The following is a 26927-nucleotide window of genomic DNA, read 5'->3' on the forward strand; positions in this document are numbered from 1 at the left end:
TAACAAAAACTTACCTTAATTACGAAATATTTCCGAGTTCCGATTTTTAAATTCACCACCTTTTAATTTGGGGGCATGACCAAAAAAAGCGTCACTCGCTACGTATCAGACATCTTAGCTAAGCTTAATTGTCTGAACTGGGCTGGCTGCTGAGTTAGTCACACTACCAGCGTTTTCCCAATCCCGGAACTTCTCAATATCATCTTTTATTCCGCTGAACAGCCAGAGCATCAGCGCAATATCATCGCTAATACCAACGATAGGCAGGAAGTCAGGCAAAATATCGATGGGGGATACAAAGTAGATAAGCACGGCAATCACCCGGATTAAGGTTTTCCAGGGTAAAGCGCGATACTGGCCCGAAGCGTATGCTTTCAGCAGCCGGGTTACAATACTCAATTGCTCCCGAAAAACCGAAATATTGGCTCCCGATAAGCCGCCACTTTTGTCGATTGCTTCCCGAATCAGCTCAAATAACCGTCGGGTATTGCGGGCGTAGCCAACGGCCCCCGCGCTAGCCCGCTTGAAGAAAATGGACGTCAAAATCCGGGATATAAGACTCTTGTTTTTCATCAATATTAAGGTAGATACCAACCTGCCTACGACTACCAAAGCAGATGGTTGCGAATGTCTAACAATTTTTTCTACTAATTAGTCTATAAACGACGAACATCATCATAAGTTTTAATTCATTCGTTATTGGTTTGTCTTGAACTGGGGCCGTACTTTTGCGGTCGCTTGTTAACCCTTTAATTCCGAATACCGTATGAAAGTTACTGTAGTTGGGGCCGGGGCTGTTGGAGCCACCTGTGCCGATAACATTGCCCGCCGTGAACTTGCCCACGAAGTTGTTCTTTTAGATATCAAAGAAGGTATCAGCGAAGGAAAATCGCTCGATATGCTTCAGGCATCGACCCTGCTTGACTGCGATGTTAAATTGGTTGGATCTACTAACGATTATGAGAAAACCGCTGGTTCTGACGTAGTTGTCATTACGTCGGGCTTGCCGCGTAAGCCCGGTATGACCCGCGAAGACCTGATCGGTATCAATGCCGGTATCGTAAAAGGCGTTACAGAAAACATCCTCAAACACTCGCCCGATACCATTTTCGTGATCATCTCGAACCCAATGGATACGATGACGTATCTGGCGTTAAAATCGTCGGGTTTGCCCAAAAATCGGGTGATTGGTTTGGGTGGTGCGCTGGATTCGGCCCGTTTCAAAACGTACCTGTCGCTGGCCATGAACTGCTCGCCAAACGATTTGCAGGCATCGGTAATTGGCGGTCACGGCGATACGACGATGATTCCGCTGACGCGTCTGGCTACCAAAGCGGGCGTACCAGTAGGCAATTTTCTGGATGAAGAAACGCTGAAAAAAGTAGCTGCCGATACGATGGTAGGTGGTGCTACGTTGACGGGCTTGATTGGTACGTCGGCCTGGTATGCTCCTGGTGCGGCCGGTGCCTATATGGTTGAGAGCATTCTGCGCGATCAGAAGCGCGTAATTCCATCCTGCGTATTGCTGGAAGGCGAATACGGCCAATCTGATATCTGCCTGGGTGTTCCGGTAGTACTGGGACGTAATGGCTGGGAAGAAATCATCGATTATAAACTGAATGACGAGGAACAGGCCGCTTTCAACAAATCGGCTGATGCTGTTCGGGGAATGAACAACGTATTAAGTACGCTTAATGTACTTTAAGCTCCTGTTTTTCTAATTATAAAAACGCATTTTTGGGAAGCTGGAAATTCTGCCATGAGCCGTTTTTCCAGCTTTTTTATGTTAAGACTTTCCTTAAGCTTGGTAAATAGCAAAGACTTAAAGGAAGATGAACATTAGTATACAAATCAGTAAAAATGGATGTGTTTTCAGAAGTTATTTCATTGATTACTACGTATAATAAAAAGGATTCAGAAACAGACCGCCACAGCAGGTTTTTCCCTTTATTTGCTCAATTCAAGTAGTTATAATGTCGTTTCAAGGCGAATAGCTTAGCTTGAAAAGCTACTCGCTATCACCTTTACACCATCTTTTATAACCAAAAAAGTTTTATGAAATCCCTGCTTACTACCGTTTTTGTACTAAGTGCACTATCGATGAGTTTGGCGCAGACGCGCGAGATTTACACCAATCCTAATTTTAATTCGTTGGCTAAAGAGCACAAAATGTTAGCCATTCTGCCATTTAAAACTACCCTGCAGCTTCGCCCGAAGGAAGTCGAGAAAAATGGTGGTCCCGCTGGCGTAGCAGCTCTCGAAAAACGAGAAGGTTTAGGTGTGCAGAGTGCTGTTCACTCCTATTTTCTGAAGCGCAAAGAAAGCAACGACATTATTGTCGATTTCCAGGACCCCGCCCGCACGAACGCCCTGCTGGAACGTAACGCCGTTACGTATGAAACGCTGGCCGGTTTTACGCCGGAAGAACTTGCAAAAATCCTGAACGTGGATGGTATAGTTTCTGGTACGTTCGAAAGCTCACAACCCATGTCGAACGGTGCGGCTATTGCCATGACGGCACTGGTTGGCTTCGGCGGTGCTACCAATACGGGCAAAACAACCATCAATATTAACGACGGAAAAACGGGTGATTTGCTCTGGAAATACGATAAATCGCTCTCGCGGGGATTTGGTAGCGATACTAGCAGCATTATTACCACTATTATGCGAAAAGCATCCCGACAGTTTCCATATGACCGGGATTTTAGAAATTAATTGTTTCAGCGCTACTGCACCCAACACATTCATAGTGCAGTAGCGCTCGATTTAAATAAATACCTGATACTGTAAGGTCAACTGACCCCGTCGACCTGCCGGTGCAAATTGATTCCCGGAAGCTTGATAAATAGGTCGATTCTGATAATCAAGTGTGAGTTTGCCGTTGTGGCCTTTGATTAAGTAATTGACACCAATATTGTAAACGCCTAGCGTTTTAGTAATACGTTGATAATTGGCAATCTGCGCCTGAATGTAAGGCATCAACGTACCATTACCAGCACCAAATAAATCCCGGCGTAGCAGATACCCAAATTGCGTGTATACTACGCTCCCCGTTCCGAACATCGGGAAGGCATTTCCCTGAGAGCCAGCCGGATAACCCGATGCAAGACCGCTAGCCGGATTCATAATGCCATTGAAGCGCAAGTAGTTGGTGCCATAATCAGTATGGAAATATCCCAGATAGGCATTGATCGCTGTTCCTTTTGCTTTGTTTAGGGGCATATCCAGGAACGTAGCAACCGACCATAAATTCATGTTTTGATACGTAGTGTCACCTGCCATCGGTACACTCACCATCGCGTTTTTCTGGGTAATGAAACCCGCTTCCAGGTTAAAAATTTTCTTTGTACCCAGATACGTTCCTGTATTATAACCCGGCGTCTGGTTGGCTTCTTTATCAAAAAACTGCCATATAAAGAAGCCCTGAAACTGCTTGTGGTGGCCTTTCAAGGCATAAATAGCGTTAGGGCTATAAACAGGCAATGCCGAGCCACTTGTCTGGATAGGAAACGGATCACTCAAGGCAACTCGATAATCAAGATGGCCGATCTGACCACGCGCATATAAGCTCAGTTTTCGTGAAAATTCGTCGGTCTGGTCGACGGTAGCTTGTGCAAAAACCGGTACATCCAGGCTCATAATCGAGCTGACGCTGGGAGCCGAAAACCGAGATAAACCATTCACAATGGTCAAACCAGCCCCGATTTTCAGATAATCTTTATTTTTCCAGACCAGATACTCACCGAGCGCATCGTGGAAAAAAGCCTGAATCTTGCGATTCGATGATGCCGTGGGATTGAAACCACCGTTGAGGTAATTGAAGTTGTTTAACCCAAACTGCATGTACAAAAAAACGTGGTCGCTGAGTTGGCCGAAGAGCTGCATCCGTGTCCGGCGGAGACCAATGTCGAACGTATTCGTCTTGGGTTCGCTAATTACGGTTGTTCCAGGATTGCTTTCGTTGAAGCGAAGCCAGGTCTGATTTAAAAACGTAACCTTGAAAAAATGCGAGCCAGATTCATTGAGATTGAGTTTCAGTTCGTTTTTCTCGGCGACTGGGTTAGACAGGGATTTAGATTGTGTGTGGGTTGTATCGGTGTGAGAAATGGGTGACTGAGCCAGCATGAGACTGGCATTCAGGTAAATAATGACAAAAAAGAGTCGTTTCATAACCAGTTACCAAGGTGGTACGTAGTAAAAAGCGTGCGACCAATGTTGACCGCACGCTTCCCAAAGTTGTTAAAAAACGATTAAAATACTGCTAGCGCAAACTGAAAAAATTAGCTTATCGCCAGTCGCATTCGGGTGCAAGCCATTCCTGGCCCGTGTCAATTGGCATTCCATCGGGTGGCGTTTGAGGATTCGATGGCCGCACATCAGCTATGTTTCCTTCAGCCCGGCGAATCTGGTCAAGCGCGAACAAATGGTGCGCGGCCAATTTTGGGTTATTAGGGGAAGAAGTCAACTTGTTTTTCAGTTGATTCAATTTCAGCAATGCAATCCCTCTTCCTTGCGACGTTACGTCCTGATTTCCACTTAAATCGATCAGTTTTTGCAAAAATAATTTGTCTGTCAGCCGCTTTACTTCGGCCTGATAACTGTCTGCCGGATCTGCTTTATACCACGTAGCAGCAAGTAGTTGGTCGAGCATACCTTCGAGGCTAAGTTGAGCCGGGTCAAGTGCCGATTGCCCGACAAGGCGGCTGATACGTTCAGGGTTCATCAGCATCTGGAGAGTCATACCAGCAGCCGCTTCAGGAGCCGCCATTGGGTCGAAAGAAAGGCCTGTTCTACGTTTGAAAACTTCCCTCGGATTAGGGTCATAGCGGAAAGGGTGTGGCGGAATAAGTGCTAAAACACCTTTCGGAACCGCCAGAAACGCCGGGTCAATAGTAGTCAGAAGCGCATCCAGTGCCCGTTTCTGCTCCTGAACAGGCACAATCGACGTAACGGGTTGTCCATCACCACGTAGCGCGTTGGTATACGTTTGTCCAGCCACCACTTTTGCAGCCGCTTCGACCTGATACCGGTGAAACATATACATCGGCACAAGCACTTCTTCAAGCGTAGCCATCGGCGTGCCAAGCGGAATTTTCTTCGCCGTGAAATTGGCAAGAGCGATACGTCGAACTTCTGATACGCGCTTCAATTCATCGACGGCGTTATTGCCATTGTCCCACAAATGCGTACCGGGGTGAACCGAACCCTCGGGCCGGGCGTCTTTGTCGGTCAGGAACGTAATGCCCGTTTTATGCATGTCATTAACGATCTTGTCGAGTGCCTGTTTTTCGTCGGTGCCATTTTGAAATTGTTCATAACCGTAGCGAATGCTCCACTTGTCGTAAATGCCGATATTCTTGGCGTAGGCATCTGAGATATCAATACTAGCTCCCTTTATTTTGGCTACCATCGTTGGATAATCCATTACCGAAGCCCGCCCAAACTCACCTCCGCCCTGTGTACTGGCAATGTAATTATGGGGTAAGCCGAGCGTATGTCCAACTTCGTGAGCCGCCAATTGCCGAAGTCGCTCAATCGACATTTGCAACATCGGGTCCGACGCAGGTGCCGTTGCACTGGCAAAATCGCCAATGAGTCCCTGCGCAATCAAATAATCCTGACGAACACGTAGCGAACCGAGCGTTACTTTTCCCTTGATAATCTCGCCGGTACGGGGATCAATGACGCTGGCTCCGTAGCTCCAGCCCCGCGTGGAGCGATGCACCCACTGAACAAGGTTGTAGCGAATGTCCATCGGATCAGCATCGGGCGGAAGCAGTTTTACCTGAAAAGCATCTTTGAAACCAGCCGCTTCAAACGCCTGATTCCACCAGGCCGTACCATCAACCAGCGCCGACCGGATGGGTTCGGGCGTGCCGGGGTCAACGTAGTAAATAATGGGTTTAACGGCCTCACTAACAGCTGCCGATGGGTCTTTCTTTTCCAGCCGATGCCGTGAAATGTACCGCTTCATAATTGGCTGACTAACGGGCGTAGCGTAATCGAAATATTCGATGCCGCCATAACCGATACGTGGGTCAAAAACGCGCGGTTTGTAATTGTTATCGGGTAATTGCACAAACGAATAATGCTGATGGACCGTGATCGCTGTTGCAGTAGGGGCGACTTCCCGCAAATATGCTCCCGGATTTTCGCCAGTTAACGTAATAACCGCTTCAAATTCAGTGTTTTGTGGAAATGCTTTGGTGGATGGCAGATACATCGCACTACGTGACGCGTCGAATTTGAATGACCCCTGTTTAGTGCGGGAGATGGCCTGAGCTGCCCCCACCAAATCCTGCATCAGGAAAGGCGTTAAATCGACCAGCACTTTGCCTCCTTCCTCAGCCACGATATCGAAACCCGCGTGAACCGATTTCGCGAACGATTGCTCAACGGCCCGGCGTTCCAGCGGGTCGTTGCTGATGGCGCGGTATGAATAATTAGGTTCAATCATCAGAACTTTCGGGCCGCTACGTTGGAACTTTACGATATGTTCCTGACCCAACCGACCCCGGTCAAGACCGATATCATTGGAACCCACACCCTGCGCCAGCGACGGATAAAACAAAAACTCTGTATCGAATTTGTCGATCTCGAGCCAGATTTTACCCTTTTTAGCGTCCCAGTAGTATGTAAAAAATCCGGGATTTCGCTCCATGCCGTTTGTGAACGTAGCAAGAGTGGCTGATCCACCCCCTCCACCTGTAGGGGTCTGCGCGGTAAGTTGATAGATTGGAATTAGTAAAAAAGAGAGAAGTGTAAATGCTGTTTTTTTCATAAAAATCAGGTTTGCATTTGCCGTTCAAGTTACGGGAAAACAAGTTAGATATGGGTGTTACGTATTATTTCACACGGTTGGTTGACGTAGTAAGCGCCGGAAAATTGGCTGGAGGTTTACGATGATGTGTGGCCTGTTCGTAGGCATAGGTATACCGTATGAGTGTCGGCTCATCGAAGGGACGACCCAAAAACTGTAAACCAGCGGGTAGATTATCATACGTATACCCCATCGGAATCGTAAAGGCGGGCTGGCCTGTGTGTGGAGCAACAATCTGGCTATTATCGCCTTTGTAGCCTTTGAAATCACCAACTTTGGCGGGCGGATGATTCCAGGTTGGATAGATAATGGCGCCCAGTTTGTACTGATCCATGACTGCCACAATGGCGTTGCGGAATTTGATACGTTTTATATCGGTATAGGCGTCGTTACAGCGGCCGGCTGCTACGTCCGGACTGACGGCGTTTTTGATATGATATTTTAAATTGTTCTCGATGTAGGGCGCAAACTTGCCCGACGCTACAATCTGCTCCAGATTTTTAACGGGCGCTTTTTTGCCTAACGAACTCAAATACTGGTTGATATCATACTGAAACAAAGAACACCATTGATTTCGACTTAACGTATCAAAATCTGGAACAACGACTGGGTCAATGATTTCGGCACCTGCTTTTTTGAGATCATTGATAGCCTGATTAAACAAAGCGCTGATCTGCGGGTCAGGATTGCGTTCGCTAAGGGTACGTAACACGCCAATACGTGCGCCCTTCAGCCCATCTTTCACCAGAAACTGACGATACGTAGCAGGCACTTTTCCTTTGCTATACATCGTCAGCGAATCCGCCGGATCGTATCCCGCAATAACCTCCAGCAAACGGGCGGCATCTTCAACGCTACGTGCCATTGGGCCACCCACATCGTTCCGTAAATAAAGCGGCACAATTCCGTGTCGGCTGGTCAGGCCAAGCGTCGGGCGAAAACCAACCAGCGCATTGTGCGACGATGGCCCTCGGATGGAATTGCCCGTATCGGTGCCCAAACCAATAACGCCAAAATTAGCGGCCACTGCGGCTGCCGTTCCTCCACTCGAACCGGCTGGTACGTGCGCCAGATTATAAGGATTCAACGTTTCGCCCGCAATAGAGCTGATCGTAACCATCGGACTAAACGCCCACTCTGCCATGTTTGATTTGGCCAGCACAATGGCCCCGGCGTCTTTCAGTTTTTTTACCTGATACGCGTCTTCCGAAGGGATAAATCCTTTAAACAAGGCAGAGCCTGCCGTCGTCTGAAGACCCGCTGTCTGGTAGTTATCTTTTATGATGACCGGGATGCAGTGAAAAGGACGTAGTGTTTTGGTTCGCTTAAACTCCGTGTCAAGCTGTTTGGCGCGGGCAATCGCTTCCGGATTTGTGACGACAATGGCGTTCAGTTTTGTAGGCTGATCATACGTCGCGATACGTTCCAGATAGGCCGATACTAGTTGTTCACAGGTGCAGGTTTGGGAACGTAGCGCCTGGTGAATTGTGCCAATAGTTGCTTCCTGTAATGAAAATGTTTGTTGATGAGTGTCAGGTGATTCGCTAATGTCTACTCGGTAAGCTGATAGAAACACTAGCAGAAATAGCCCGATTAAAGAAAGCGTAGAAGTAAAACGCATACGTAGTGAATTGACCAGAAATAACACGAAAACCCCAGGACGTAGCGCTACGTCCTGGGGTCGAAATCTATTTTCCGCTGCTGATTTTGTTCGGTTTTGCGTCGTCCAGTTGCTTAACCAATTCTTTCACGGCTACGTCCAGTTGGGTGTTTTGGTCGGTGTAGCTTTCACCAATCGGTCGCGATACCGGAATGTCGACTGGTCGGGGTGCCAGTTCCATGTTTTTACCGGTGTTATCTGTAATCCGTGAGAAAGGGAGCCGTATTGACGAACCATCGATGAGTTGGGCGGCCGATGTGTAGATAATCCAGCCAGCCGTTGGCTCACCCACTACCTTGCCGAGTTTCAGTGTCCGGTAGCCTTCCGTAAAGTCCTCAGCATCAGAAAGTGAGTGCTGGTTGGTAACCAGAATCGTTGGTTTTTCCAGCGCTCGCTGGCCCAATTGCGTTCGGGCAGGAGCGGAGGGGAGTCCCCGCGACGTCATTGTCATATACCCTTTGCGGGCAAATACATCAATGGCGTACGCATTGACGAACCCGCCGTTGTTATTTCTAACGTCAACCACAACGCCTTCGCGAGCGTGATTGTCAGCGTCCAGATCGATATACAATTGATTCAGCGATTCGGCCGACATATCGAACATGTGAACGTAACCCAAACGGCCGCCACTGGCTTTGTTAACGTAATCGCGCTGCTGCTGAACCCATTGCTTATACAGCAACCCTTTTTCAGTGGACGTATTGACAGGCAGTACGTTCACTTCGCGGGACGTAGCGTTAGGAGCTGAGGACACGGCTAACGTAACGCGGTGGTTGATTTTGTTACTGAGCAATTCTTCCAGATTGGTACTGCTATCAATCGTTTTTCCATCGACTGATAGCAGATAATCGCCCGGTTTAACCGTACCCGAAAGGGCCGTCGGGCTTAGTGCTACAACTTCGGTTATTAGCAGTTTACCCGTTGTTTCATACGTAATACGGTCGAAACGCAGACCCAGCCGGCCTGTCGTAATATCTATGGAACCCTGTGGCCCCGAAACGCCCGAGTGCGATGCGTTCAATTCGCCTACCATCAGGCTCAGCATTCGACGCAATTCATCGGGAGTGCGGGCGCTGGCGGCTATTGGCTCATAGGTTTTGCGAACGTCTTCCCAGTTTACGCCATGAAATTCCGGATCGTAAAAGCCTTTGTTCTGAACGTCCCACGCTTGCCGGAATACCTGTATTTTTTCGGTCGAGAAATCGACATCCATCTCTGCCGTTACGTTAACAGGCTTTGGTTCACGACGTTCCAGCGAAATCGATTGAATACGGCCCTGTTCCAGATAATATACCTCTTTGCCATCGGCCGTAAACTGCACACTACTTTTCTGGCCGGGCGTCGTGGTCAGTTGTCGGGCAATGGTACGTTCGCCATTCGAATCGTCGAGCGAATAGGTGTAAAGATTTTGCCGACCTGCTACGCTGGCTACCAGCAGCAACGTTTTTCCATCTTTACTAATGGATTGCGCGTCGACTTCCATGCCAACGGGTAAAAGACTGAGTCGCTGACGGATACCATCAAAAACAATTTTCGTAGGTTCTTTATCGCTCGGTTTGGCTTTTGTAGAAGCAGTTGCTGTAGTGTCGCGTAAGGGGGCTTTTGCCGACGTAGCAGGAGTAGAGGGTGCAATAGGCGTAGTGGCCGGACGCATGGTTCTGGGCACTTCCTCGTTAAACAAATCCCGAAACTGATCTTCCTTGAATTTAGGCAAACGCGGCACCAGATCGACGCGGGCTACCTGCGCCATTTCGGTGCGTTGATTCGTGCCGAACAGAATGTATTTCCCGTCGGGGCTCCAGTTGACATTACCGCCAAACGTATTGGCCAGAAAACTAACGGGTTGGCTCTCACCACCAGTTGCGGGTACGACCCATACGTTGCGAAACGTTTTGGTGCCATAAGCGGCAAAAGCCAGCCACTTACCATCTGGCGACCAGGCTACCGTTCCCTGACCGGCAAACACACCCCGTCCCAGATACCCTTTATAAAGCACCCGATCTTTCTTGCTGCTTAACTCCATCACCCGTAATTCCTGACCGTTACGTAGAAAAGCCACTTCTTTTCCATCAGGCGAGACAACCGGAGCACCGTCGTCCTGCTGAGAATCGGTCAGGCGGGTTTCGGCCTGGGTTGAAAAATCGTATTGATAAAGATTGGCGACTCCGTTACGTGTGCTGATATACAACAACATCCGGCTATTGGGCGTCCAGACCAATTGTGATTCCAACGCCGGGCTATTGCTTACCCGAACGGCGTCACCGCCTTCTTTGGCCGAGGCCGCAAACACTTCTCCGTGAGCCGTAAACGCCACTTTCTTACCGTCGGGCGAAACCACTAAATCCCGGAATTGCGACGATAGTTTCACATGATCGACCGCAGGACCAGCCGCTGCTCCCCGCAGACGAATGGAAACTGGAGTGGCTTGTTTACTTGCTACGTCGAATTTCCAAATCTGGAAATCCCGCTCGAAAACGATTGTTTTTCCATTATGACTCATGGACGGCCAGATGACCCGGCCATCTTTGAACGTAGTAAGCATAGCGGGCTGCCCTTTCAATGGCTTCGACCATAAGTTCTGGCTTCCGCTCCGGTCCGACATGTAGTAAATTGTCTGTCCATCGGGGCTCCACATGGGCCATAGCTCTTTAGCGCCACCTTCAGTTAGACGTTCATAAGCAGGCTTGTCGCCTTTTTTTGTGCCGATTTTGTATGTCCAGATCTCCGATTGGTCGAGGTGACTGCTGCCTTTGCGCCACCACTGGGCCGCAGCAATGCCTCGTGCCGAAAACGCCAGCGTAGTGCCGTCGGGCGAGGGAGTGCCAAAGAATTCACTGGCGTACCGGTCGGCGGTAACGGGCATGGGTGTTCCGCCAGTGATGAGCACACGATAAATGTCGTTCATTCCCGAAATGTCCCGGCTGGTCGACTGAAAATACACCATTTTGCTATCGTTCGACCAGGCGGTGAGATTATCGCCACCATCATCGTAGGTCAGCCGACGTAGCGCTCCTGTTTCCAGCGTCAGTAAATAAATATCGCCGTTGCCCGAACGCGTTGAGCTGAAAGCCAGGTATTTACCATCGGGTGAATAAAGCGGGCGGGATTCGTTGTCGGTTTGGGCTACCAGTAAATGGGCGTCGCCACCTGCGACAGGTACGGTCCAGATATCTCCTCCCGAAACGAAAGCAATTTCAGTTCCATCGGGTGAGAGGGCGGGTTCGGCAAAAGCAAATTTAGGCGTTGGTGTACTCGATTGTGCCTGAAGGACTTGTGAACTGCCAAAACCAAGCAGAAACACGTGGGCCAAAAATGTTACGTGTTTAAACGTATGCATAAAGAGGAGGGTTTGTTACGTAGTAGGTTGATGCTGATAAATGAGTAAAATCAGTGAGTGATACGTAGTCAATCAAGTTAAGCAAACTGCGTTAGGCACACAACTTACTAAATGAATTACAATGTATCAATCACTGATTCAATAGGATAGACTAATAGCCGCTATTCTGCTTGATAGATGGGTTTGCATCCAGCTCCGACTGCGGAATGGGCGCTATCCGTCTTGCATCAGTTGCTGGAATCGAGCGGGCCGAGGCAGGGTACTGATCATTACGTTTCAGGTCGAAATTCAAGCGGTTGAGGTCGTTGAATCGGTCGCCTTCGAAAGCCAGTTCCTTCCGACGTTCCGTGATGATGTCATTGATCAGCGCATCTCCTGATGAGCTATAACCTTTGTACGATGGGTCACGACGCTGGGCAACCTGATTTAACAAAGCCAATGCTTCAGTAGCCTTTCCAGTACGTGCCGACGCTTCAGCCGCAATAAGAAGGATATCTGCGTACCGGAGTATTTTGATGTCGTCTTTCTCGCTGGTATTCTGAACATTCTGGTACTTATTCACAATTAATGCGTCAACGCCAGCACGTTTTCCTTTAACAATCAGGGTTTTACGGGCGTCAGTGTCGGTGTAGAGATTGTATAAGTCGTTAGTAGCCAATCCATCACCGTAGCCGCTTTGGCTATACATGTTGGCCAGCGCATCGAAACCCGCGTTGTTCACCCCATCGGCCGATACCTCAAAAATGGTTTCTACTTTTGTCGTTACCGGTGTAGGGTTACTCCAGTACGCGTTTAGGTTGGCGGCTGTCGTGAGCATATAACCTCCGTTCGTGATGACGTCCTGAGCCGCTGTTAACGCATTGGCGTAATCTCCTTGATACAGATACACTTTGGCCTGTAATGCTCGCGCTACGTACTTCGTTACGTAGGAGGAATTTTTGGTGATCGTCAGCAAAGGCAAAGCGTCGGTAAGGTCTTTCTGGATTTGTGCATAGACCTCTTTCACCGTATTACGTGCCGGACGCAGATTTACGTCATACGTCATCACCAGCGGGATACCCGGACCATTCTGATCAGCGGCATATGGTTTGGCGAACATCCTGACCATTTCCCAGTTCATCAGTGCCCGGATCGTCAGCGCTTCCCCTTTAAACTGGCTGATGGTTGCTTTCCCGGTTAACGTAGCATTGATGATGTTGTTGGCACGTAGAATAACCGCATACGCCTGCGTCCAGGTACTTAGTAAGTCGCCGTTCTGAGCATTGATCTGATACGTGTTCTGAGTAATGTAACGTCCTGAATTAGAAGAAGAAATATAGACATTGTCGGCCAGTAGATCGCCAACGAACGGAACTGTGCGGCCATATAGAAACGAACTGCGAAGCCCCGAATACATCCCGTTAACCGCCGAGCCCATGTCGTTTTCGTTGGTTAAGGCGCTGTTGACCGGCAGACTATCGTAAGGTTTTAAATCGAGGAAACTGCTCTGACAACTGCCAAGCCAAACGAGGCTGCCCAGAAGCAGAAGATTGATTTTAATATTTTTCATGATGTTAGATGCGATGATGAAGGTGATTAGAAGCCGATGTTGATGCCCGCATTGACAATTTTGCTGATGAACGGATTCAGATCCTGCTGGCTATTGATCGACAATTCGGGGTCAGTTGGTATGTCTTTATCGAAGGTGAACAGGAACAGATTGGTACCCCGAACGTAGAGCTGCACCTGATTCAGCTTGGCTTTGCTGATGATCGATTGTGGAAGCGAATAAGACAACGTAACAGCGCGTAATCGGATAAAATCACCTTTGTACAGGAAACGCGTCGATGCCTGATAAGACCCGTTATTGCCGTTATAGACGTATTTCGGTACGGTGGTAATATCGCCCGGCTTCTGCCAGCGGTCAAGCTGACGTACCTGCTTGTTATACTGCGGGTTAAAGCCGTCGCTGAAGTAATAATTGACCCAGCCATCGCGGATGTAATTGCCGAAATTATAGCTGAACTGAGCGTCAAGCGTGATGCCTTTGAACGATAACGTAGTACCGAATCCGCCAATCAGTTTGGGTGATGCGCTCTTGTAAATGATACGTTGCGCTTCGTTGTAATTAGTCGTTGTGCTACGGTCAAGGCTTCCATCAGCAGCGGTTGTGTTTTTGTACCAGAGCGGATTTCCGTTTTGCGGGTCAACGCCAGCCCATTCGCGCATGTAGTACGACTGAAAATCAAGACCTTCCCGGCGGATAAACTGACCATCCAGAATATCCTGACCGGCATACAACTGCGTGATCTGGTTTTTGTTGATCGCTGCGTTCGCGTTTATATTCCAGGAAAAAGCGCCTTGTACGGGATTCGCACTGACACTAAATTCCCAACCTTTGTTGACCATCGAACCCACGTTATCCAGAATGGTGCTGAAGCCCGACGTACGTGAAAGTGGTACGTTCAGCAGCAACTGGCTGGTGGTCCGATTGTAGTAATCGACCGTTACGTTAACCCGATTGCTCAGCAGGCTGGCGTCGATACCAACGTTGAATGGCTTGTTCAATTCCCAGGTCAAATCGGCGTTTCCTACGTTGTTTGGAATGCTGCCAGGAGCCTGGTTATAATTGTTGCCAAAGCCATAAGTAGCCTGCCACTGGTAGTTAGCGATAGCCGCGTTTCCGTTTACGCCGTACGAGGCCCGAAGTTTAAGCGCCGACAACGTATTGGTTTTCGGAAAGAAAGCTTCTTCGTTGATATTCCAGGATGCACCAACTGAATAAAAATTACCGTACCGGTTATTGATTCCGAATCTTGACGAGCCATCGCGACGGAAACTTCCTGACAGGTTGTACTTCTTCTTGTAATCAAATACTACGTTCGAAATCAGCGATGTAAAGGAATAATCAGTGCCTGTCTGGCTGGCCAATGTCGGCGTTGCTGCAACTACCAACGATGTTAGATCGGGCGAGTTGGGGAACGTAGTACCGGTTGCTGAAATAAAATAGCCGTTCGATTTTTGGGCTTCGTATCCGACTTTCAAATCGGCATAAAAATCCTGTGCGCTGTTCAGATTAAACCGGTATTCGGCCAGGTTCGTCCACGTCCAGTTGAAATAGCGGGTATAGTAAGCGTTGGCCGACCCTTTGGCTGTGTAACCGTCACCAAAATTCGGATCGCGATACCGGTATTCTTCAAGCATTGAAAAATCGATACCGTACTGGCTACTCAGCGTCAGGTTCTTAAGTGGACGATATTCGACCCGCGCCGTACCTATTCCCCGCACGTTCTGGTAATCGCGCCGGTTTAGGTTAGCCTCCGCAATAGCGTTGTAAACCCCACCGTTTGGAAAATCGGTAAGCGACAGATTGATGCTTCCGTCGGCATTGTACGGATTTTGGGTGGGACGTAGCAAAAACGCTGCGTAGATCGGGTTGGCAAAAAAGCTGGAGTTTGAGGGTGTATTCTGATACACCGAACCGATGTTCATGCCCAGCCGGAACGACAGTTTTTCACTGGCATTATGCTGTAGATTAAGATTGGCAGTGTAGCGTTTGAAATTTGACCCAATGGTTGTTGCTAACTGCCGGTAGTACCCGCCTGAGATATTAAACGTGGTTTTGTTGTTGCCGCCCGAAGCCGAAATATTATACTGCTGTTGGCTTCCCCGCCGAGTTACCTCATCGAACCAGTTGGTTTCGGGGTTATTGATTCCGTTGTTTACTAATATCTGGTCAATCTGTGCTTGTGTGTAATTGTTGGAGTTAATCAGGCCCTCGCGGGTCAGGTTAATGTACTGCTCTTTGTTCAATGGTTGGGCTTTATCTGGAATCACTGCGTCGGTATAGCCGGTTTCGGCATTTACCTGAAAACGCGTCGGGCCCGATTTACCCCGTTTTGTGGTAATCAGAATAACGCCGTTAGCCGCTCTTGAACCGTAAATGGATGCTGAAGCGGCATCTTTCAACACCGTTACGTCCTCAATGTCGTTGGGGTTGATACCGGCCAGTGCATTAGACGTAGTAGTGATTCGTGACAAATCGCCGGAGTTGATCGGCACGCCATCCACTACGTAGAGCGGATCAGCGCCTGCCGTGATTGAGCCAATGCCCCGAATCCGGATTTGTGTATTTGCCCCCGGCTGACCAGTCGATACGGCTTGCAGACCCGCTACTTTGCCTTGCAACATATCCGACAAGGTGGGCAACGATGCTTTGGTCAGATCGGCTCCTTTTACCGACGCCTGTGCACCTGTAATAGTCCGGCGGTCCTGCGTACCGTAAGCTACTACCGCAACCTCACTTAACATCCCAACTGCTTCTACCAGCTCTACATCAACTACCGAGCGGGCGCCTAATACAACCTCTTGCGAAGTGAATGCAATCGACGAAAAAACCAGTGTTGTTTTGCCCGAAACCGGTACAGAGATCGAATATTTACCCGTCGCGTCAGTGGTAGCTCCTCGCGTGGTTCCTTTTACCGTGACGGTGGCTCCGGGTAACGCGCTACCGTCTTCTGATGACTTAATTCGGCCTGTTACGGTCCGTTCCTGAGCAAGTAGAGTAGTTATACTCAAAAGTATGAGTACACACCCTGAGAGTAATTTTTTAGTCATGAGGAAAGTGTATAGATAAAGTTGGTGATTAAGAAAGAAATCGAAATAACATTATGTCTTTTTTGCAGAAAAGGCAATCATATTCCGTCTTTTTTGCAGAAATAAGAATAAAAACTAATAATATGACTAAAAATTATATCGAAAATGATAAAAAAGATTTTTACCAAAGAAAATGCCTGTAGTTGGGCTATAGGGTTTAACCTAATACCGAACTACAGGCATTTTGAGTAATATTATTCTGTAACGTATTACATCAACAGGTTCAAATCAGGCTGAGCGTATTTAAGGATTTTAAAATACATATCTGTTTTCGTCTGATACACCCCTTCAATTTGCGGAATACGTTCATTGAGAATTTCGAGCAGGTGATCGTTATCCCGACACATCACGTCGACTTGCAAATCGAAATCGCCGGATGTGATAGCCAGAAAACTGACCTCCCGAAATTCCTGCAATTGCTGCGCTACCGACGCGATAAGCTTTGCCGGACGTACAGCAATTTTAATATGCACATACGCCCTGAACCCAACTTTTTGGGTATTCACACGCCCGACAATCTGAATGGTTTTGTCTTCAATCAGTTTGCTCGCCCGCGTCCGGATTGTACTGACCGAAACGCCCAGTTGCTCGGCTATTTCGGTAAACGAACGTCGACCATCCTGTTGCAATTGGCCCAGAATGGCAAAATCCAGTTCGTCAAGCGTTTCATCAACGGACTGATCGGAGTGTGATAAATGCATGGCCATAAAATTTAAATACCCGAAATTGGGGTGGAGAGGCAATTCATTAACGTAGCCGGTCGGAATCACGAACTAACTTTTCATCGCGCCGAATGAATCGGTTTGCCAGCATGTTTAGCACAAGTGCAGCGATGATCGCGTAAAAACCAGTCAGGAAATTTCCCTGGTCGTCGGGGTTGCCGTATTCCTTGCCGCTATATAAAGTCCGGTAAAGAATAATGCCCATGATAGCTGTAAGCATAAGCGCATTAACAGCGCATAAACCCGTTTGCATTAGTCGGTTACGATACTGGAAAATGGCATATAGCGCAACCAGTCCAACCAGCCCAATTAATAAGGCCAGATACCAGACAGAATCGACATACGTTGTAGGCACAGTTTGGTTGGGGACGCCCGGTTGTAATGGTGCTGCTTTTTGGTAGCTATACTGCAAAGCGGTTAACTGGGCTTTCTCCAGCGAGATTGCACCGGTTTTTTCCCAGATCGGGAATGACAGTGCAACGCCCATTGCAATGGCAATAAAAAACAGAAATAGTGTCTGAACGCGTTGAATCATTGTTTTTGATACGTAATAAATAACAGCTTGTGTGTAATGAGACAGATATTGTTTATCACACAGTAAACTAAGGACAAAAGTAGCCAAAAATTGATACCTTATGACAGCAGATGTTCAGTTGGTCGTCACCGCCGATGGATCACATACAGCCATAAATCAGTCACTCGATAAAACGTATCATTCGATACACGGCGCTCTTCAGGAGTCGCAGCGTGTATTTATTGAATTGGGTCTACTAGCTACTTTCGAAGCATTTCCTGATAGTACACTACGTATTTTCGAAATGGGCTTTGGTACCGGGCTGAATGCCTTATTGACTGCGAAAGAAGCTATTACGTATAAACGACAGGTAGAATACACAGCTATCGAAGCTTACCCGATGGCTATTCAGGATGCACAGCAACTTAATTTCGATACGTTACTCGAAACAAATTATTTAACTCGTTTACACGAATCGCCCTGGGAAACGCCGGTTGCCATTAATCCTTATTTTCAACTAACTAAGATTCATGGCAAACTGGAAGACTTCCTGCCTGAAAATCAGTTTCATCTGATTTATTTTGATGCCTTTGCACCTACTGCTCAGCCAGAACTTTGGGAGGTTGATATTTTTCAAAAAATGGCTCAATTCTTGTTGCCAAATGGCGTATTGACTACCTATTGTTCAAAGAGTTATGTGCAACGTAACATGCGTGCCGCCGGACTGACAGTTGAGAAACATCCTGGCCCGCCCCACAAACGTGACATCATTCGAGCGCTACGTAACGTTACGAATTAGTTAAACTGTTTACTACGTCTATTTAGGGCGTAGGAGTCGGCTGAACCAACGTAGCAGTCAGTACGTTGCCTGGATACTAACTATTTCGTTATTTTTATTCAACTATTTCGCCAATTTTCTAACCGTAACGGGCGTTACTTTTAAAAACAACATGCCGTATGAATCGTCTGCTCCTTTTTTTTGTCGCCTTCGTTTTGCTCACAGCGAGTGCATTTCGCACCTCTCTGCCTGCTGAACAAACCTCTATTAAACCCAGCGGGGAAAGCAAACACATCAAATGGCTGACCATTCAGGAAGCGTATGCCCTGACTCAGAAGAAGCCCAAAAAATTTGTGATCGACGTTTATACCGACTGGTGCGGGTGGTGCAAAGTGATGGATCGTGAAACATTCTCGAAACCGGCTATTGTCGATTACGTCAACGAAAATTACTACGCAGTTCGCTTCAACGCCGAACAAACCGGCGATATTACCCTTGGAAAACAGACGTTTAAATACATTAGCGGAGGAAGCCGGGGAGTTCACGAACTAGCAGCTGCGTTGCTACGTAATCAGATGAGTTACCCGACGACAGTGTTCATGGACGAAAAATTCAACCTGATTCAGCCAATCGCTGGTTATCTGGAGCCTCGAACCTTTCATCAGGTTATTACGTATTTTGCCCAAAACTATCATCAAAAAGAACCTTTCGACCAGTTTAAAGCGGGTACGTATAATAAAGAATTTAAGGCAGATTTAGCTTCCAGTAAATAATTGATCAATACGTAACGCGGACGGTCGGCCGCTGCCGTGGAAGCCCGTAGCCTGTAGAAAAAGAAATGTCTACAGACTGCGGGCTTCTGCCTATGTTACGTATTTTTGTTACCCATTTCTAGATCAACAGCATTAGTATGTATAAACAAACAACTTTTCTTTTACTAATTCTTCTGACGATTGCGTTCATAGCGGCAGTAGTTCCCCAGAAATTCATCGATCCTCAAAATATGGATATGTCGGTGAAGCCTGGCGATAATTTTTACCAGTATGCTAACGGAAATTGGCTACGTCAGAATGCGATTCCAGCTTCTAAAACGTCGTGGGGTAGTTTCAATCAACTGCATGAGCAAAGCCTGGATGCAATGAAGGCGCTACTTGAGGAAGCGTCGAAAACAACGACTAAAGGTCGCTTATATCAGATGGTTGGCGATTATTACACCAGCGGTATGGATAGTTTGACTATTGAAAAGCGAGGTTTTGAACCAATCAAGTCTGATTTATCCCGAATCGAAAAAGTAAATACCAAAGCAATTCTGCTGGAAGAACTGGCGTATCAGCGGACGCAGGGAAACGGGATGCTGTTTGGTTTTGGCGTTGTGCAAGATCGGAAGAACGTAGTGAAATACCTGCCTCAGTTTAACCAGGGTGGGACTACGTTACCTGATCGGGATTATTACCTGAAAAATGACGCCCGCAGTCAAAAAATCCGTGACGCATATCGTGAACATCTGACCAAAATGCTGGCTCTAATTGGCGAGGAACCAACGCAGGCATCGCAGGAAGCTGATATGATTATGCGAGTAGAGACAGCTCTGGCAAAGGCGCAAATGCCGCGTGTAGAGATGCGTGATCCTTATAAAACCTACAATAAATTCCCTGTTACGCAATTCAATCAGCAAACGCCGGGTATTAACTGGAGCGATCAATTAACCAAGTATGGGGTTAAAAATCAAGATACAGTGTTGGTGCAGAACCCAGCTTTTTTCCGATCGCTTGATAGTTTAGTAGCTGCTACGCCCATTGAAGAATGGCGTACGTACATGCGTTGGAACGTATTAAAAAATGCGGCTCCTTATCTGAGTGATGCGTTTGTAAAACAAAACTTTGCCTTCACGAAAGTGTTGACGGGACAAAAGGAGCAAACTCCTCGCTGGCAACGTATTAGTTCCCAAATCGACGGTACGTTAGGCGATCTACTAGGTCAGCTTTACGTTCAGAAATATTTCAAGCCTGAAGCCAAGCAGCGTATGATGACGCTGGTTGATAACCTGGAAGCTTCCTTCAAAGAGCATATCAACAATCTTGACTGGATGAGTGCCGAAACCAAAAAGCGCGCACTGACCAAGTTGGTGGCCTTTAAACGTAAAATCGGCTATCCGGAAAAATGGAAAACGTATGAAGGCGTAACAATTGACCGACACGGTTACTATGACAACGTAAAATCGGTGAGTAAGTGGTCCTACAATTACATGATCAGCCGATTAGGTAAACCTGTCGATAAGACAGAATGGGGCATGACTCCACCGACGGTCAATGCGTATTACAGTCCGGTTAACAACGAAATTGCGTTCCCGGCAGCTATTTTACAGTTTCCCTTTTTTGATGCGGATGCTGATGATGCCATCAATTACGGTGGTATTGGAGCAGTGATTGGTCATGAAATGACGCATGGTTTCGATGATTCAGGACGGCAATACGATTCGGATGGTACGTTACGTGACTGGTGGACGAAAGCCGATGCTGACAACTTCCGTAAGCGAGCTGATCAGGTGAAAGAGCAGTTCTTTGGTTTCAAAGTGCTCGATTCCATCAAGGTAAACGGCCAATTAACGCTCGGCGAAAATTTAGCTGACTTGGGTGGGTTGGCTATTGCTTACGATGCTTTCAAAAAAACGGCTCAAGGCAAATCGACTGGAAAGAAAAGTACCATTGATGGATTCACGCCTGACCAACGTTTCTTCCTGTCATGGGCGCAAGTTTGGCGAATTAATATACGTCCTGAATCACAGGCTCAATTAATTTTAGTCGATCCACATGCGCCGGGAATGTATCGCTGTAATGGTCCAGTTGCCAATATCGATGCATGGTATCAGGCATTCAACGTGCAGCCAAGCAACAAGATGTATAAACGTCCTGAGGATCGGATAAAGGTCTGGTAAGTAATTTGATTAAAATTTCGGGTTTCACATTCAACTTTGAATGTGAAACCCGAAATCTTTTCTAAGCTCTATGAAAACCCCACGCTTTCTAATAGCACTTCTGCTGATTGGTGTAGCCTGTCAAACCAAACCCAAACAGGAAACCAATGCTACGTCCACAACAGCTACGGCTCTGGAAGACAGTGCAACTTTGTTAGCAAAACGTCCGGCAGAAGGCGCCCCTCGCTCGGCAGCAGACCGTTTGGTACGTGCGCTTTATTTTGAGCATAATAAAAAAGAAAATCCACTTCGCGAGACAAAAAACCGTAGTTTAATTGAGCAGTTTTTTACAAAATCTACCACCAATATTATTTGGTCGGATGCTCAGAAAAAGCCAGGGAAAGTGAATCGCTCAACTATAAATCTTCTTTATAATGCCCCAGATATGGCTATTAAAAAAATGTGGGTAGAGCCAGCAGCTATTGGTGGTACACGGGCTATTGTGTATGTAACGTTTGAAAAAAACGGTAAACCAGAGGAAGTTAAGGTAGATATGCAACAAATTGCTGGACGTTGGCGCATTGCAGAGATGTATTATCCTGGGGGAATACAATTGACGCAATTGTTGAGATAAGAATGGCGACTTCTAAATTATTTTTAAATCACGTGTTGACAACACCGTAAAAACATGTAATTTTGCAACTCCAAACCGGAAACGGGGCGGAAATTGCTCTTTAACATCATTTTTCGGGGAGTTTCCAGAGTGGCCAAATGGATCAGACTGTAAATCTGCTGGCGTACGCCTTCGGAGGTTCGAATCCTCCACTCCCCACGAGAGAAGTTATAAAGTTTTAAAGTCATAGAGTTGTAAAGTTGCTTATGCATTACCAAAACTTTACAACCTTATAACCCTACAGCTTTACAACTTCTTTTTTTGCGGAAGTAGCTCAATTGGTAGAGCGATAGCCTTCCAAGCTATAGGTTGCGGGTTCGAGACCCGTCTTCCGCTCAAGTGCCGAGGCACAAAGTTATAGAGTTGTATGGTTTTAAAGTTTTTTGATACGTCAGCAAACTTTACAGCTTTATAACTCTACAACTTTGATCTCAAAAAAAAATGCCGTTATAGCTCAGCGGTAGAGCACTTCCTTGGTAAGGAAGAGGTCCGGGGTTCAAGTCCCCGTAACGGCTCAAGACTTCGTACGAAGTCTTTTTTGATAGAGCCGCCCGTGCGGTTTTAAGCCCAAATGGCGTCAGACCTTAAACGGGATGGTTTCGCTGGGTTTAAATCAAGTTCAGCGAATTCATTCAATAACAAACAACAGTTCACAATAGCGTTTTAAAAACATGGCAAAAGAGAATTTTGACCGCTCGAAACCGCACGTAAACATCGGTACGATTGGTCACGTTGACCACGGTAAAACGACGCTGACGGCTGCCATTACGAAAGTGCTGGCCGAAAAGGGTCTGGCCGCGATTCGGGACTTCTCCTCGATTGACAACGCCCCCGAAGAAAAAGAGCGGGGTATTACTATCAATACATCGCACGTTGAATATGCAACGGCGAATCGTCACTATGCTCACGTTGACTGCCCAGGTCACGCCGACTATGTGAAAAACATGGTAACGGGTGCTGCTCAGATGGACGGTGCTATCCTCGTGGTAGCTGCTACTGACGGACCAATGCCCCAAACCCGGGAGCACATTCTGCTTGCTCGTCAGGTAGGTGTACCTCAGCTCGTTGTGTTCATGAACAAAGTGGACATGGTTGACGATCCTGAGCTGCTCGAACTCGTTGAAATGGAGATCCGCGAACTGCTGAGCTTCTATAACTTCGACGGCGACAACATTCCAGTTATTCAGGGTTCTGCTCTGGGTGGTCTGAATGGCGACGCTAAATGGGTAAAAACCATCGAAGAACTGATGGACAACGTAGATAGCTTCATTCCGTTACCTCCACGTCAGACAGATCTTCCATTTTTGATGCCAGTTGAGGACGTATTCTCGATCACAGGTCGTGGTACGGTAGCAACGGGACGTATCGAACGGGGTGTTATCAACTCGGGCGATCCTGTTGAAATCCTTGGTATGGGTGCTGAGAACCTGAAATCAGTTGTTACGGGTGTTGAAATGTTCCGGAAAATTCTGGACCGTGGCGAAGCTGGTGACAACGTAGGTCTGCTGCTCCGTGGTATTGAGAAAACCGATATCCGTCGTGGTATGGTTATCTGCAAACCAGGTTCGGTTAAGCCACACTCGAAGTTCAAAGCTGAGGTTTATGTACTGTCGAAAGAAGAAGGTGGTCGTCACACTCCGTTCTTTAACAAGTACCGTCCGCAGTTTTACTTCCGCACCACCGACGTAACAGGCGAAATTACGCTGCCTGCTAACGTAGAAATGGTGATGCCAGGTGATAACATCACGATTGACGTAACGCTGATCAATAAAATCGCTATGGAGAAAGGTCTTCGTTTCGCTATCCGCGAAGGTGGACGTACCGTAGGTGCCGGTCAGGTAACAGAAATCCTCGACTAAGAATCGAATAAATTATAACAAGTGCATTTCTTCACAGGAATGCACTTGTTTTTTAAGATTATTTCGTACTTTTGCAGTCCGAAAAAGAAGTCAACAGTTGTAAGTCATTAGCTTATAGAAGTTTCTAACTGATATAGGCATAAACTAGAGACCAACAATTGATGACTATCGAACAAAACACACGGGTGTAGTTCAAGGGTAGAATAGCGGTCTCCAAAACCGTTGATGGGAGTTCGAATCTCTCCACCCGTGCCATCTCTTATCATCAAATGGACAAGTTTATCTCGTTCCTGAAGGCCTCTTGGGAAGAAGTTCAGCATAACGTGACTTGGCCTAAATTCAGCGATCTCCAATCCAGCTCAACACTGGTATTAGTAGCTTCGCTGATTTTTGCGCTACTGGTCGGGTTAATTGATTTAGTTTTCGAAAACGGTCTGAATGCCTTCTATCAGTCATTCTAATTAGAGAGTCAGGTATCGCCTAACATCGTCAAGTTTTGTCAAGCCTATAAAACAAATCCTGACTATACTTGACACCATTCGGCTATAAATGACAGTGAATATGAGCGGTATACAATGGTATGTAATTCGGGCCGTATCGGGGCAGGAAAAGAAGATTAAGTCTTACCTCGATAACGAGATTATCCGGCAGAAATTAGACGAAGTAATTCCGCAGGTTTTAATACCGGCGGAAAAAGTGTATGAAATGCGTAATGGTAAAAAGCGCGTTCGGGAAAAGTCGTTTTTTCCGGGATACATTCTAATTTCGGCTGATTTGGGTAATAATCGGGCGCTCGATATGATACTGAATATGCCGGGTGTCTTGGGTTTCTTAGGCAATTCGCAGGCTGGAACAACATCGAAAGTACCCGTTCCACTCCGTCAGGCCGAAGTAAACCGGATTCTGGGTAAAGTTGATGAGGAAACACAGGAGGTTGTAGCACCAACTTCTTCGTATCTCAAAGGCGAAAATGTTAAAGTTGTTGATGGACCATTTGGTGGCTTCATCGGCACTGTTGAAGAAGTATTCGACGACCGGAAGAAATTGAACGTCGTTGTGAAAATATTTGGCCGGAACACTCCGGTAGAACTCAGTTACGCACAAGTAGAAAAGGAGAGCTAATTAAATAAATTAGTTATCCGTGGTTTGGGGTCCTATGCTTCCCTCAGAGGATGACCAGCCAGAACCAGTTGATTTGCCGCGATAGGTGTGCGGGCAGATTATGTGACGAATCTGTTAAGAAAACCGTAAGCTGTAAATCGTAACTCAATTACCACAATGGCAAAAGAAGTAGGTGGCTACGTTAAGCTGCAAGTCAAAGGTGGGCAAGCCAACCCCGCACCTCCGATCGGTCCGGCTCTGGGTTCCAAGGGTTTAAATATCATGGAATTCTGCAAGCAGTTCAACGGACGGACGCAGGATAAAATGGGGATGGTATTACCGGTTTTGATTACGTATTACAAGGATAAATCCTTTGATTTCGTCATCAAAACACCACCGGCACCGATTCTGCTAATGGAAGCAGCGAAGCTGAAAGGCGGCTCTGCTCAGCCAAACCGCAAAAAAGTTGGCTCGGTAACGTGGGATCAAGTTCGGACAATCGCAGAAACGAAAATGCCAGACTTGAATGCGTTTACAGTTGAGTCGGCTATGAAGCAGGTAGCTGGAACAGCCCGTAGTATGGGCATTACGGTGACGGGTACATCGCCCTTCGAAAACTAATTAGACTTGCCGAAGCAAACAAAGACATGGCTAAGTTAACGAAAAAACAAAAAGAAGCTCAATCGAAATACGATGCTGCTAAAGAATACTCACTGCAACAGGCAGCTGAGATTCTAAAGGAGATTTCGTTTACGAAGTTCGATGCTTCTGTGGATATTGACGTTCGGTTAGGCGTTGATCCGCGTAAAGCCGACCAAATGGTACGTGGCGTTGCTACGTTGCCGCATGGTACGGGTAAAACGGTTCGCGTTCTGGTGCTTTGCACCCCGGACAAGGAGAACGAAGCGAAAGAAGCAGGCGCTGATTTTGTGGGTCTGGACGATTATATTCAGAAGATTGAACAAGGCTGGACGGACATCGATGTGATTATCACGATGCCGAACGTAATGGCTAAAGTTGGTCGTCTGGGTAAAGTGCTGGGTCCACGTGGGCTGATGCCAAACCCGAAATCGGGTACGGTTACGCCAGACGTAGCAAAAGCTGTTCGTGAGGTGAAGGCTGGTAAAATCGACTTCAAAGTTGATAAACAAGGAGCCATTCACACAAGCATTGGTAAGGTATCGTTTACGCCCGAAAAACTGGCTGAAAATGCACAGGAAATCATCAGTACGTTGTTGAAACTGAAGCCTTCTTCGGCTAAAGGAACGTATGTGAAAACGATTAATCTGTCGAGCACGATGAGCCCGGGAGTCACGATTGATAAAGGTACAGTAGCCGGGATTTAAGCCATGAAACGCGAAGAAAAAGGAGCTATTATTGAGGAATTGGCTGAAAAGTTTCAGACCATTCCCTTCTTCTACATCACGGAAGCCAATGGCATGACGGTTGCTGAAGTCAATACGTTACGTCGGATGTGTTTTGAGCGGGGTATCGAGTACAAAGTGGTAAAAAACAGCTTCATTAAAAAAGCGCTTGAGCCACTTGAAACTGATTATACTCCCTTCAACGAGACGGTGTTGCATGGTCAATCGGCGGTGATGTTTCATCCCGAAAACGGCAAAGCACCGGCGCAGCTTATCAAAGAATTCCGTAAAACGAACGATAAACTGAAACTGAAGGCTGCTTCAATCGATTATAGCCTGTTCGTTGGTGCTGACCAACTTGACACATTGATCGCGCTGAAGAGCAAGGAAGAATTGATCGGCGAAATTATTGGTTTGCTGCAATCACCTGCGAAAAACGTCATCTCGGCGTTGCAAAGTGGTGGCAACAAACTGGCCGGTATCCTCAAAACGCTGTCGGAGCGCGAGGAAGCAGCTTAGCTGTAACGCGGCCGAGCTGGTGTTTCAGCAT

The 26927-nt window shown here is 47.2% G+C and carries 21 protein-coding genes and 4 tRNA genes; 16 read left to right on the top strand and 9 right to left on the bottom strand.

Annotation, left to right across the window (positions count from 1 at the left end):
• Positions 1-114: 114 nt before the first annotated feature.
• The gene (locus ACYVF1_RS06225; protein WP_461076679.1) at positions 115-573 is read right to left on the bottom strand and encodes a YkvA family protein; all 459 of its coding nucleotides are present in this window, start codon (positions 571-573) and stop codon (positions 115-117) included.
• 193 nt (positions 574-766) lie between these two features.
• Between ACYVF1_RS06225 and mdh the strand changes: the two genes are divergently transcribed.
• Positions 767-1705 carry a malate dehydrogenase gene (mdh, locus tag ACYVF1_RS06230; RefSeq protein WP_461076681.1) on the top strand — a complete coding sequence of 313 codons (939 nt, stop codon included), beginning with the start codon at positions 767-769 and terminating at the stop codon, positions 1703-1705.
• Positions 1706-2055: 350 nt separating this feature from the next.
• Positions 2056-2715, top strand: a complete 660-nt coding sequence (locus ACYVF1_RS06235) for a hypothetical protein (protein WP_461076683.1) — start codon at positions 2056-2058, stop codon at positions 2713-2715.
• Positions 2716-2766: 51 nt separating this feature from the next.
• Here ACYVF1_RS06235 and ACYVF1_RS06240 read toward each other — a convergent pair whose 3' ends face one another.
• The 8 genes from ACYVF1_RS06240 to ACYVF1_RS06275 form a co-directional block, all read right to left on the bottom strand.
• Positions 2767-4170 carry a hypothetical protein gene (locus tag ACYVF1_RS06240; protein WP_461076685.1) on the bottom strand — a complete coding sequence of 468 codons (1404 nt, stop codon included), beginning with the start codon at positions 4168-4170 and terminating at the stop codon, positions 2767-2769.
• 115 nt (positions 4171-4285) lie between these two features.
• Positions 4286-6781, bottom strand: coding sequence for a zinc-dependent metalloprotease (locus ACYVF1_RS06245; RefSeq protein ID WP_461076687.1), 2496 nt, complete (start codon positions 6779-6781; stop codon positions 4286-4288).
• 64 nt (positions 6782-6845) lie between these two features.
• Complete coding sequence (locus ACYVF1_RS06250; protein ID WP_461076689.1) at positions 6846-8441, bottom strand: amidase; 1596 nt, start codon at positions 8439-8441, stop codon at positions 6846-6848.
• 67 nt (positions 8442-8508) lie between these two features.
• Positions 8509-11817, bottom strand: coding sequence for a S41 family peptidase (locus tag ACYVF1_RS06255; RefSeq protein WP_461076691.1), 3309 nt, complete (start codon positions 11815-11817; stop codon positions 8509-8511).
• A 151-nt stretch (positions 11818-11968) separates the two neighbouring features.
• On the bottom strand, positions 11969-13366 hold the full coding sequence (locus ACYVF1_RS06260; protein ID WP_461076693.1) for a RagB/SusD family nutrient uptake outer membrane protein: 1398 nt from the start codon (positions 13364-13366) through the stop codon (positions 11969-11971).
• A 26-nt stretch (positions 13367-13392) separates the two neighbouring features.
• Entirely contained in the window at positions 13393-16374 is a 2982-nt protein-coding gene (locus ACYVF1_RS06265; protein WP_461076695.1) for a SusC/RagA family TonB-linked outer membrane protein, read from the bottom strand.
• Between the two features lie 287 nt (positions 16375-16661).
• A complete protein-coding gene (locus ACYVF1_RS06270; RefSeq protein ID WP_461076697.1) occupies positions 16662-17153 on the bottom strand; it encodes an Lrp/AsnC family transcriptional regulator in 492 nt (163 codons plus the stop codon).
• A 46-nt stretch (positions 17154-17199) separates the two neighbouring features.
• Complete coding sequence (locus tag ACYVF1_RS06275) at positions 17200-17709, bottom strand: DUF4293 domain-containing protein (RefSeq protein WP_461076699.1); 510 nt, start codon at positions 17707-17709, stop codon at positions 17200-17202.
• A gap of 100 nt (positions 17710-17809) precedes the next feature.
• On the opposite strand from ACYVF1_RS06275, the gene mnmC2 reads away from it, so the two are divergent.
• The 14 genes from mnmC2 (at position 17810) to rplJ (ending at position 26896) form a co-directional block, all read left to right on the top strand.
• A complete protein-coding gene (gene mnmC2, locus ACYVF1_RS06280; RefSeq protein ID WP_461076701.1) occupies positions 17810-18487 on the top strand; it encodes a tRNA (5-methylaminomethyl-2-thiouridine)(34)-methyltransferase MnmC2 in 678 nt (225 codons plus the stop codon).
• Positions 18488-18645: 158 nt separating this feature from the next.
• The gene (locus tag ACYVF1_RS06285; RefSeq protein ID WP_461076703.1) at positions 18646-19239 is read left to right on the top strand and encodes a thioredoxin family protein; all 594 of its coding nucleotides are present in this window, start codon (positions 18646-18648) and stop codon (positions 19237-19239) included.
• A 137-nt stretch (positions 19240-19376) separates the two neighbouring features.
• Positions 19377-21401: a M13 family metallopeptidase gene (locus tag ACYVF1_RS06290; RefSeq protein ID WP_461076705.1), complete on the top strand. Its 2025-nt coding sequence runs from the start codon at positions 19377-19379 to the stop codon at positions 21399-21401.
• Between the two features lie 70 nt (positions 21402-21471).
• The gene (locus ACYVF1_RS06295; protein ID WP_461076707.1) at positions 21472-22014 is read left to right on the top strand and encodes a hypothetical protein; all 543 of its coding nucleotides are present in this window, start codon (positions 21472-21474) and stop codon (positions 22012-22014) included.
• Between the two features lie 115 nt (positions 22015-22129).
• Positions 22130-22212, top strand: a tRNA-Tyr gene (locus ACYVF1_RS06300).
• A 104-nt stretch (positions 22213-22316) separates the two neighbouring features.
• Positions 22317-22389, top strand: a tRNA-Gly gene (locus ACYVF1_RS06305).
• A gap of 107 nt (positions 22390-22496) precedes the next feature.
• Positions 22497-22568 (top strand) — tRNA-Thr (locus ACYVF1_RS06310).
• Positions 22569-22724: 156 nt separating this feature from the next.
• Positions 22725-23912: an elongation factor Tu gene (gene tuf / locus ACYVF1_RS06315; RefSeq protein ID WP_461076709.1), complete on the top strand. Its 1188-nt coding sequence runs from the start codon at positions 22725-22727 to the stop codon at positions 23910-23912.
• 181 nt (positions 23913-24093) lie between these two features.
• Positions 24094-24167: transfer RNA gene (locus ACYVF1_RS06320), tRNA-Trp, on the top strand.
• 14 nt (positions 24168-24181) lie between these two features.
• Entirely contained in the window at positions 24182-24373 is a 192-nt protein-coding gene (gene secE / locus ACYVF1_RS06325; protein WP_012928967.1) for a preprotein translocase subunit SecE, read from the top strand.
• Positions 24374-24473: 100 nt separating this feature from the next.
• On the top strand, positions 24474-25034 hold the full coding sequence (nusG, locus tag ACYVF1_RS06330; RefSeq protein ID WP_461076711.1) for a transcription termination/antitermination protein NusG: 561 nt from the start codon (positions 24474-24476) through the stop codon (positions 25032-25034).
• A 156-nt stretch (positions 25035-25190) separates the two neighbouring features.
• Positions 25191-25634 carry a 50S ribosomal protein L11 gene (gene rplK, locus ACYVF1_RS06335; RefSeq protein ID WP_190886828.1) on the top strand — a complete coding sequence of 148 codons (444 nt, stop codon included), beginning with the start codon at positions 25191-25193 and terminating at the stop codon, positions 25632-25634.
• A gap of 26 nt (positions 25635-25660) precedes the next feature.
• Positions 25661-26359 (top strand): 50S ribosomal protein L1, encoded by a 699-nt coding sequence (rplA, locus tag ACYVF1_RS06340; RefSeq protein WP_461076713.1) that lies wholly within the window; start codon positions 25661-25663, stop codon positions 26357-26359.
• A gap of 3 nt (positions 26360-26362) precedes the next feature.
• The gene (gene rplJ / locus ACYVF1_RS06345) at positions 26363-26896 is read left to right on the top strand and encodes a 50S ribosomal protein L10 (protein ID WP_461076715.1); all 534 of its coding nucleotides are present in this window, start codon (positions 26363-26365) and stop codon (positions 26894-26896) included.
• The last annotated feature ends 31 nt before the right edge of the window (positions 26897-26927 follow it).

The sequence above is a fragment of the Spirosoma flavus genome, assembly GCF_054778555.1.

Bases quoted from the DNA above. Each gene is read 5' to 3' on its own strand.
- ACYVF1_RS06295 (WP_461076707.1), top strand. From the start codon at position 21,472: ATGAAAACCCCACGCTTTCTAATAGCACTTCTGCTGATTGGTGTAGCC.
- rplJ (WP_461076715.1), top strand. From the start codon at position 26,363: ATGAAACGCGAAGAAAAAGGAGCTATTATTGAGGAATTGGCTGAAAAG.
- ACYVF1_RS06245 (WP_461076687.1), bottom strand. From the start codon at position 6,781: ATGAAAAAAACAGCATTTACACTTCTCTCTTTTTTACTAATTCCAATC.
- secE (WP_012928967.1), top strand. From the start codon at position 24,182: ATGGACAAGTTTATCTCGTTCCTGAAGGCCTCTTGGGAAGAAGTTCAG.
- rplA (WP_461076713.1), top strand. From the start codon at position 25,661: ATGGCTAAGTTAACGAAAAAACAAAAAGAAGCTCAATCGAAATACGAT.
- nusG (WP_461076711.1), top strand. From the start codon at position 24,474: ATGAGCGGTATACAATGGTATGTAATTCGGGCCGTATCGGGGCAGGAA.
- ACYVF1_RS06240 (WP_461076685.1), bottom strand. From the start codon at position 4,170: ATGAAACGACTCTTTTTTGTCATTATTTACCTGAATGCCAGTCTCATG.
- ACYVF1_RS06270 (WP_461076697.1), bottom strand. From the start codon at position 17,153: ATGCATTTATCACACTCCGATCAGTCCGTTGATGAAACGCTTGACGAA.
- mnmC2 (WP_461076701.1), top strand. From the start codon at position 17,810: ATGACAGCAGATGTTCAGTTGGTCGTCACCGCCGATGGATCACATACA.
- ACYVF1_RS06250 (WP_461076689.1), bottom strand. From the start codon at position 8,441: ATGCGTTTTACTTCTACGCTTTCTTTAATCGGGCTATTTCTGCTAGTG.
- ACYVF1_RS06285 (WP_461076703.1), top strand. From the start codon at position 18,646: ATGAATCGTCTGCTCCTTTTTTTTGTCGCCTTCGTTTTGCTCACAGCG.
- ACYVF1_RS06260 (WP_461076693.1), bottom strand. From the start codon at position 13,366: ATGAAAAATATTAAAATCAATCTTCTGCTTCTGGGCAGCCTCGTTTGG.
- ACYVF1_RS06235 (WP_461076683.1), top strand. From the start codon at position 2,056: ATGAAATCCCTGCTTACTACCGTTTTTGTACTAAGTGCACTATCGATG.
- ACYVF1_RS06290 (WP_461076705.1), top strand. From the start codon at position 19,377: ATGTATAAACAAACAACTTTTCTTTTACTAATTCTTCTGACGATTGCG.
- ACYVF1_RS06255 (WP_461076691.1), bottom strand. From the start codon at position 11,817: ATGCATACGTTTAAACACGTAACATTTTTGGCCCACGTGTTTCTGCTT.
- tuf (WP_461076709.1), top strand. From the start codon at position 22,725: ATGGCAAAAGAGAATTTTGACCGCTCGAAACCGCACGTAAACATCGGT.
- ACYVF1_RS06275 (WP_461076699.1), bottom strand. From the start codon at position 17,709: ATGATTCAACGCGTTCAGACACTATTTCTGTTTTTTATTGCCATTGCA.
- mdh (WP_461076681.1), top strand. From the start codon at position 767: ATGAAAGTTACTGTAGTTGGGGCCGGGGCTGTTGGAGCCACCTGTGCC.
- rplK (WP_190886828.1), top strand. From the start codon at position 25,191: ATGGCAAAAGAAGTAGGTGGCTACGTTAAGCTGCAAGTCAAAGGTGGG.
- ACYVF1_RS06225 (WP_461076679.1), bottom strand. From the start codon at position 573: ATGAAAAACAAGAGTCTTATATCCCGGATTTTGACGTCCATTTTCTTC.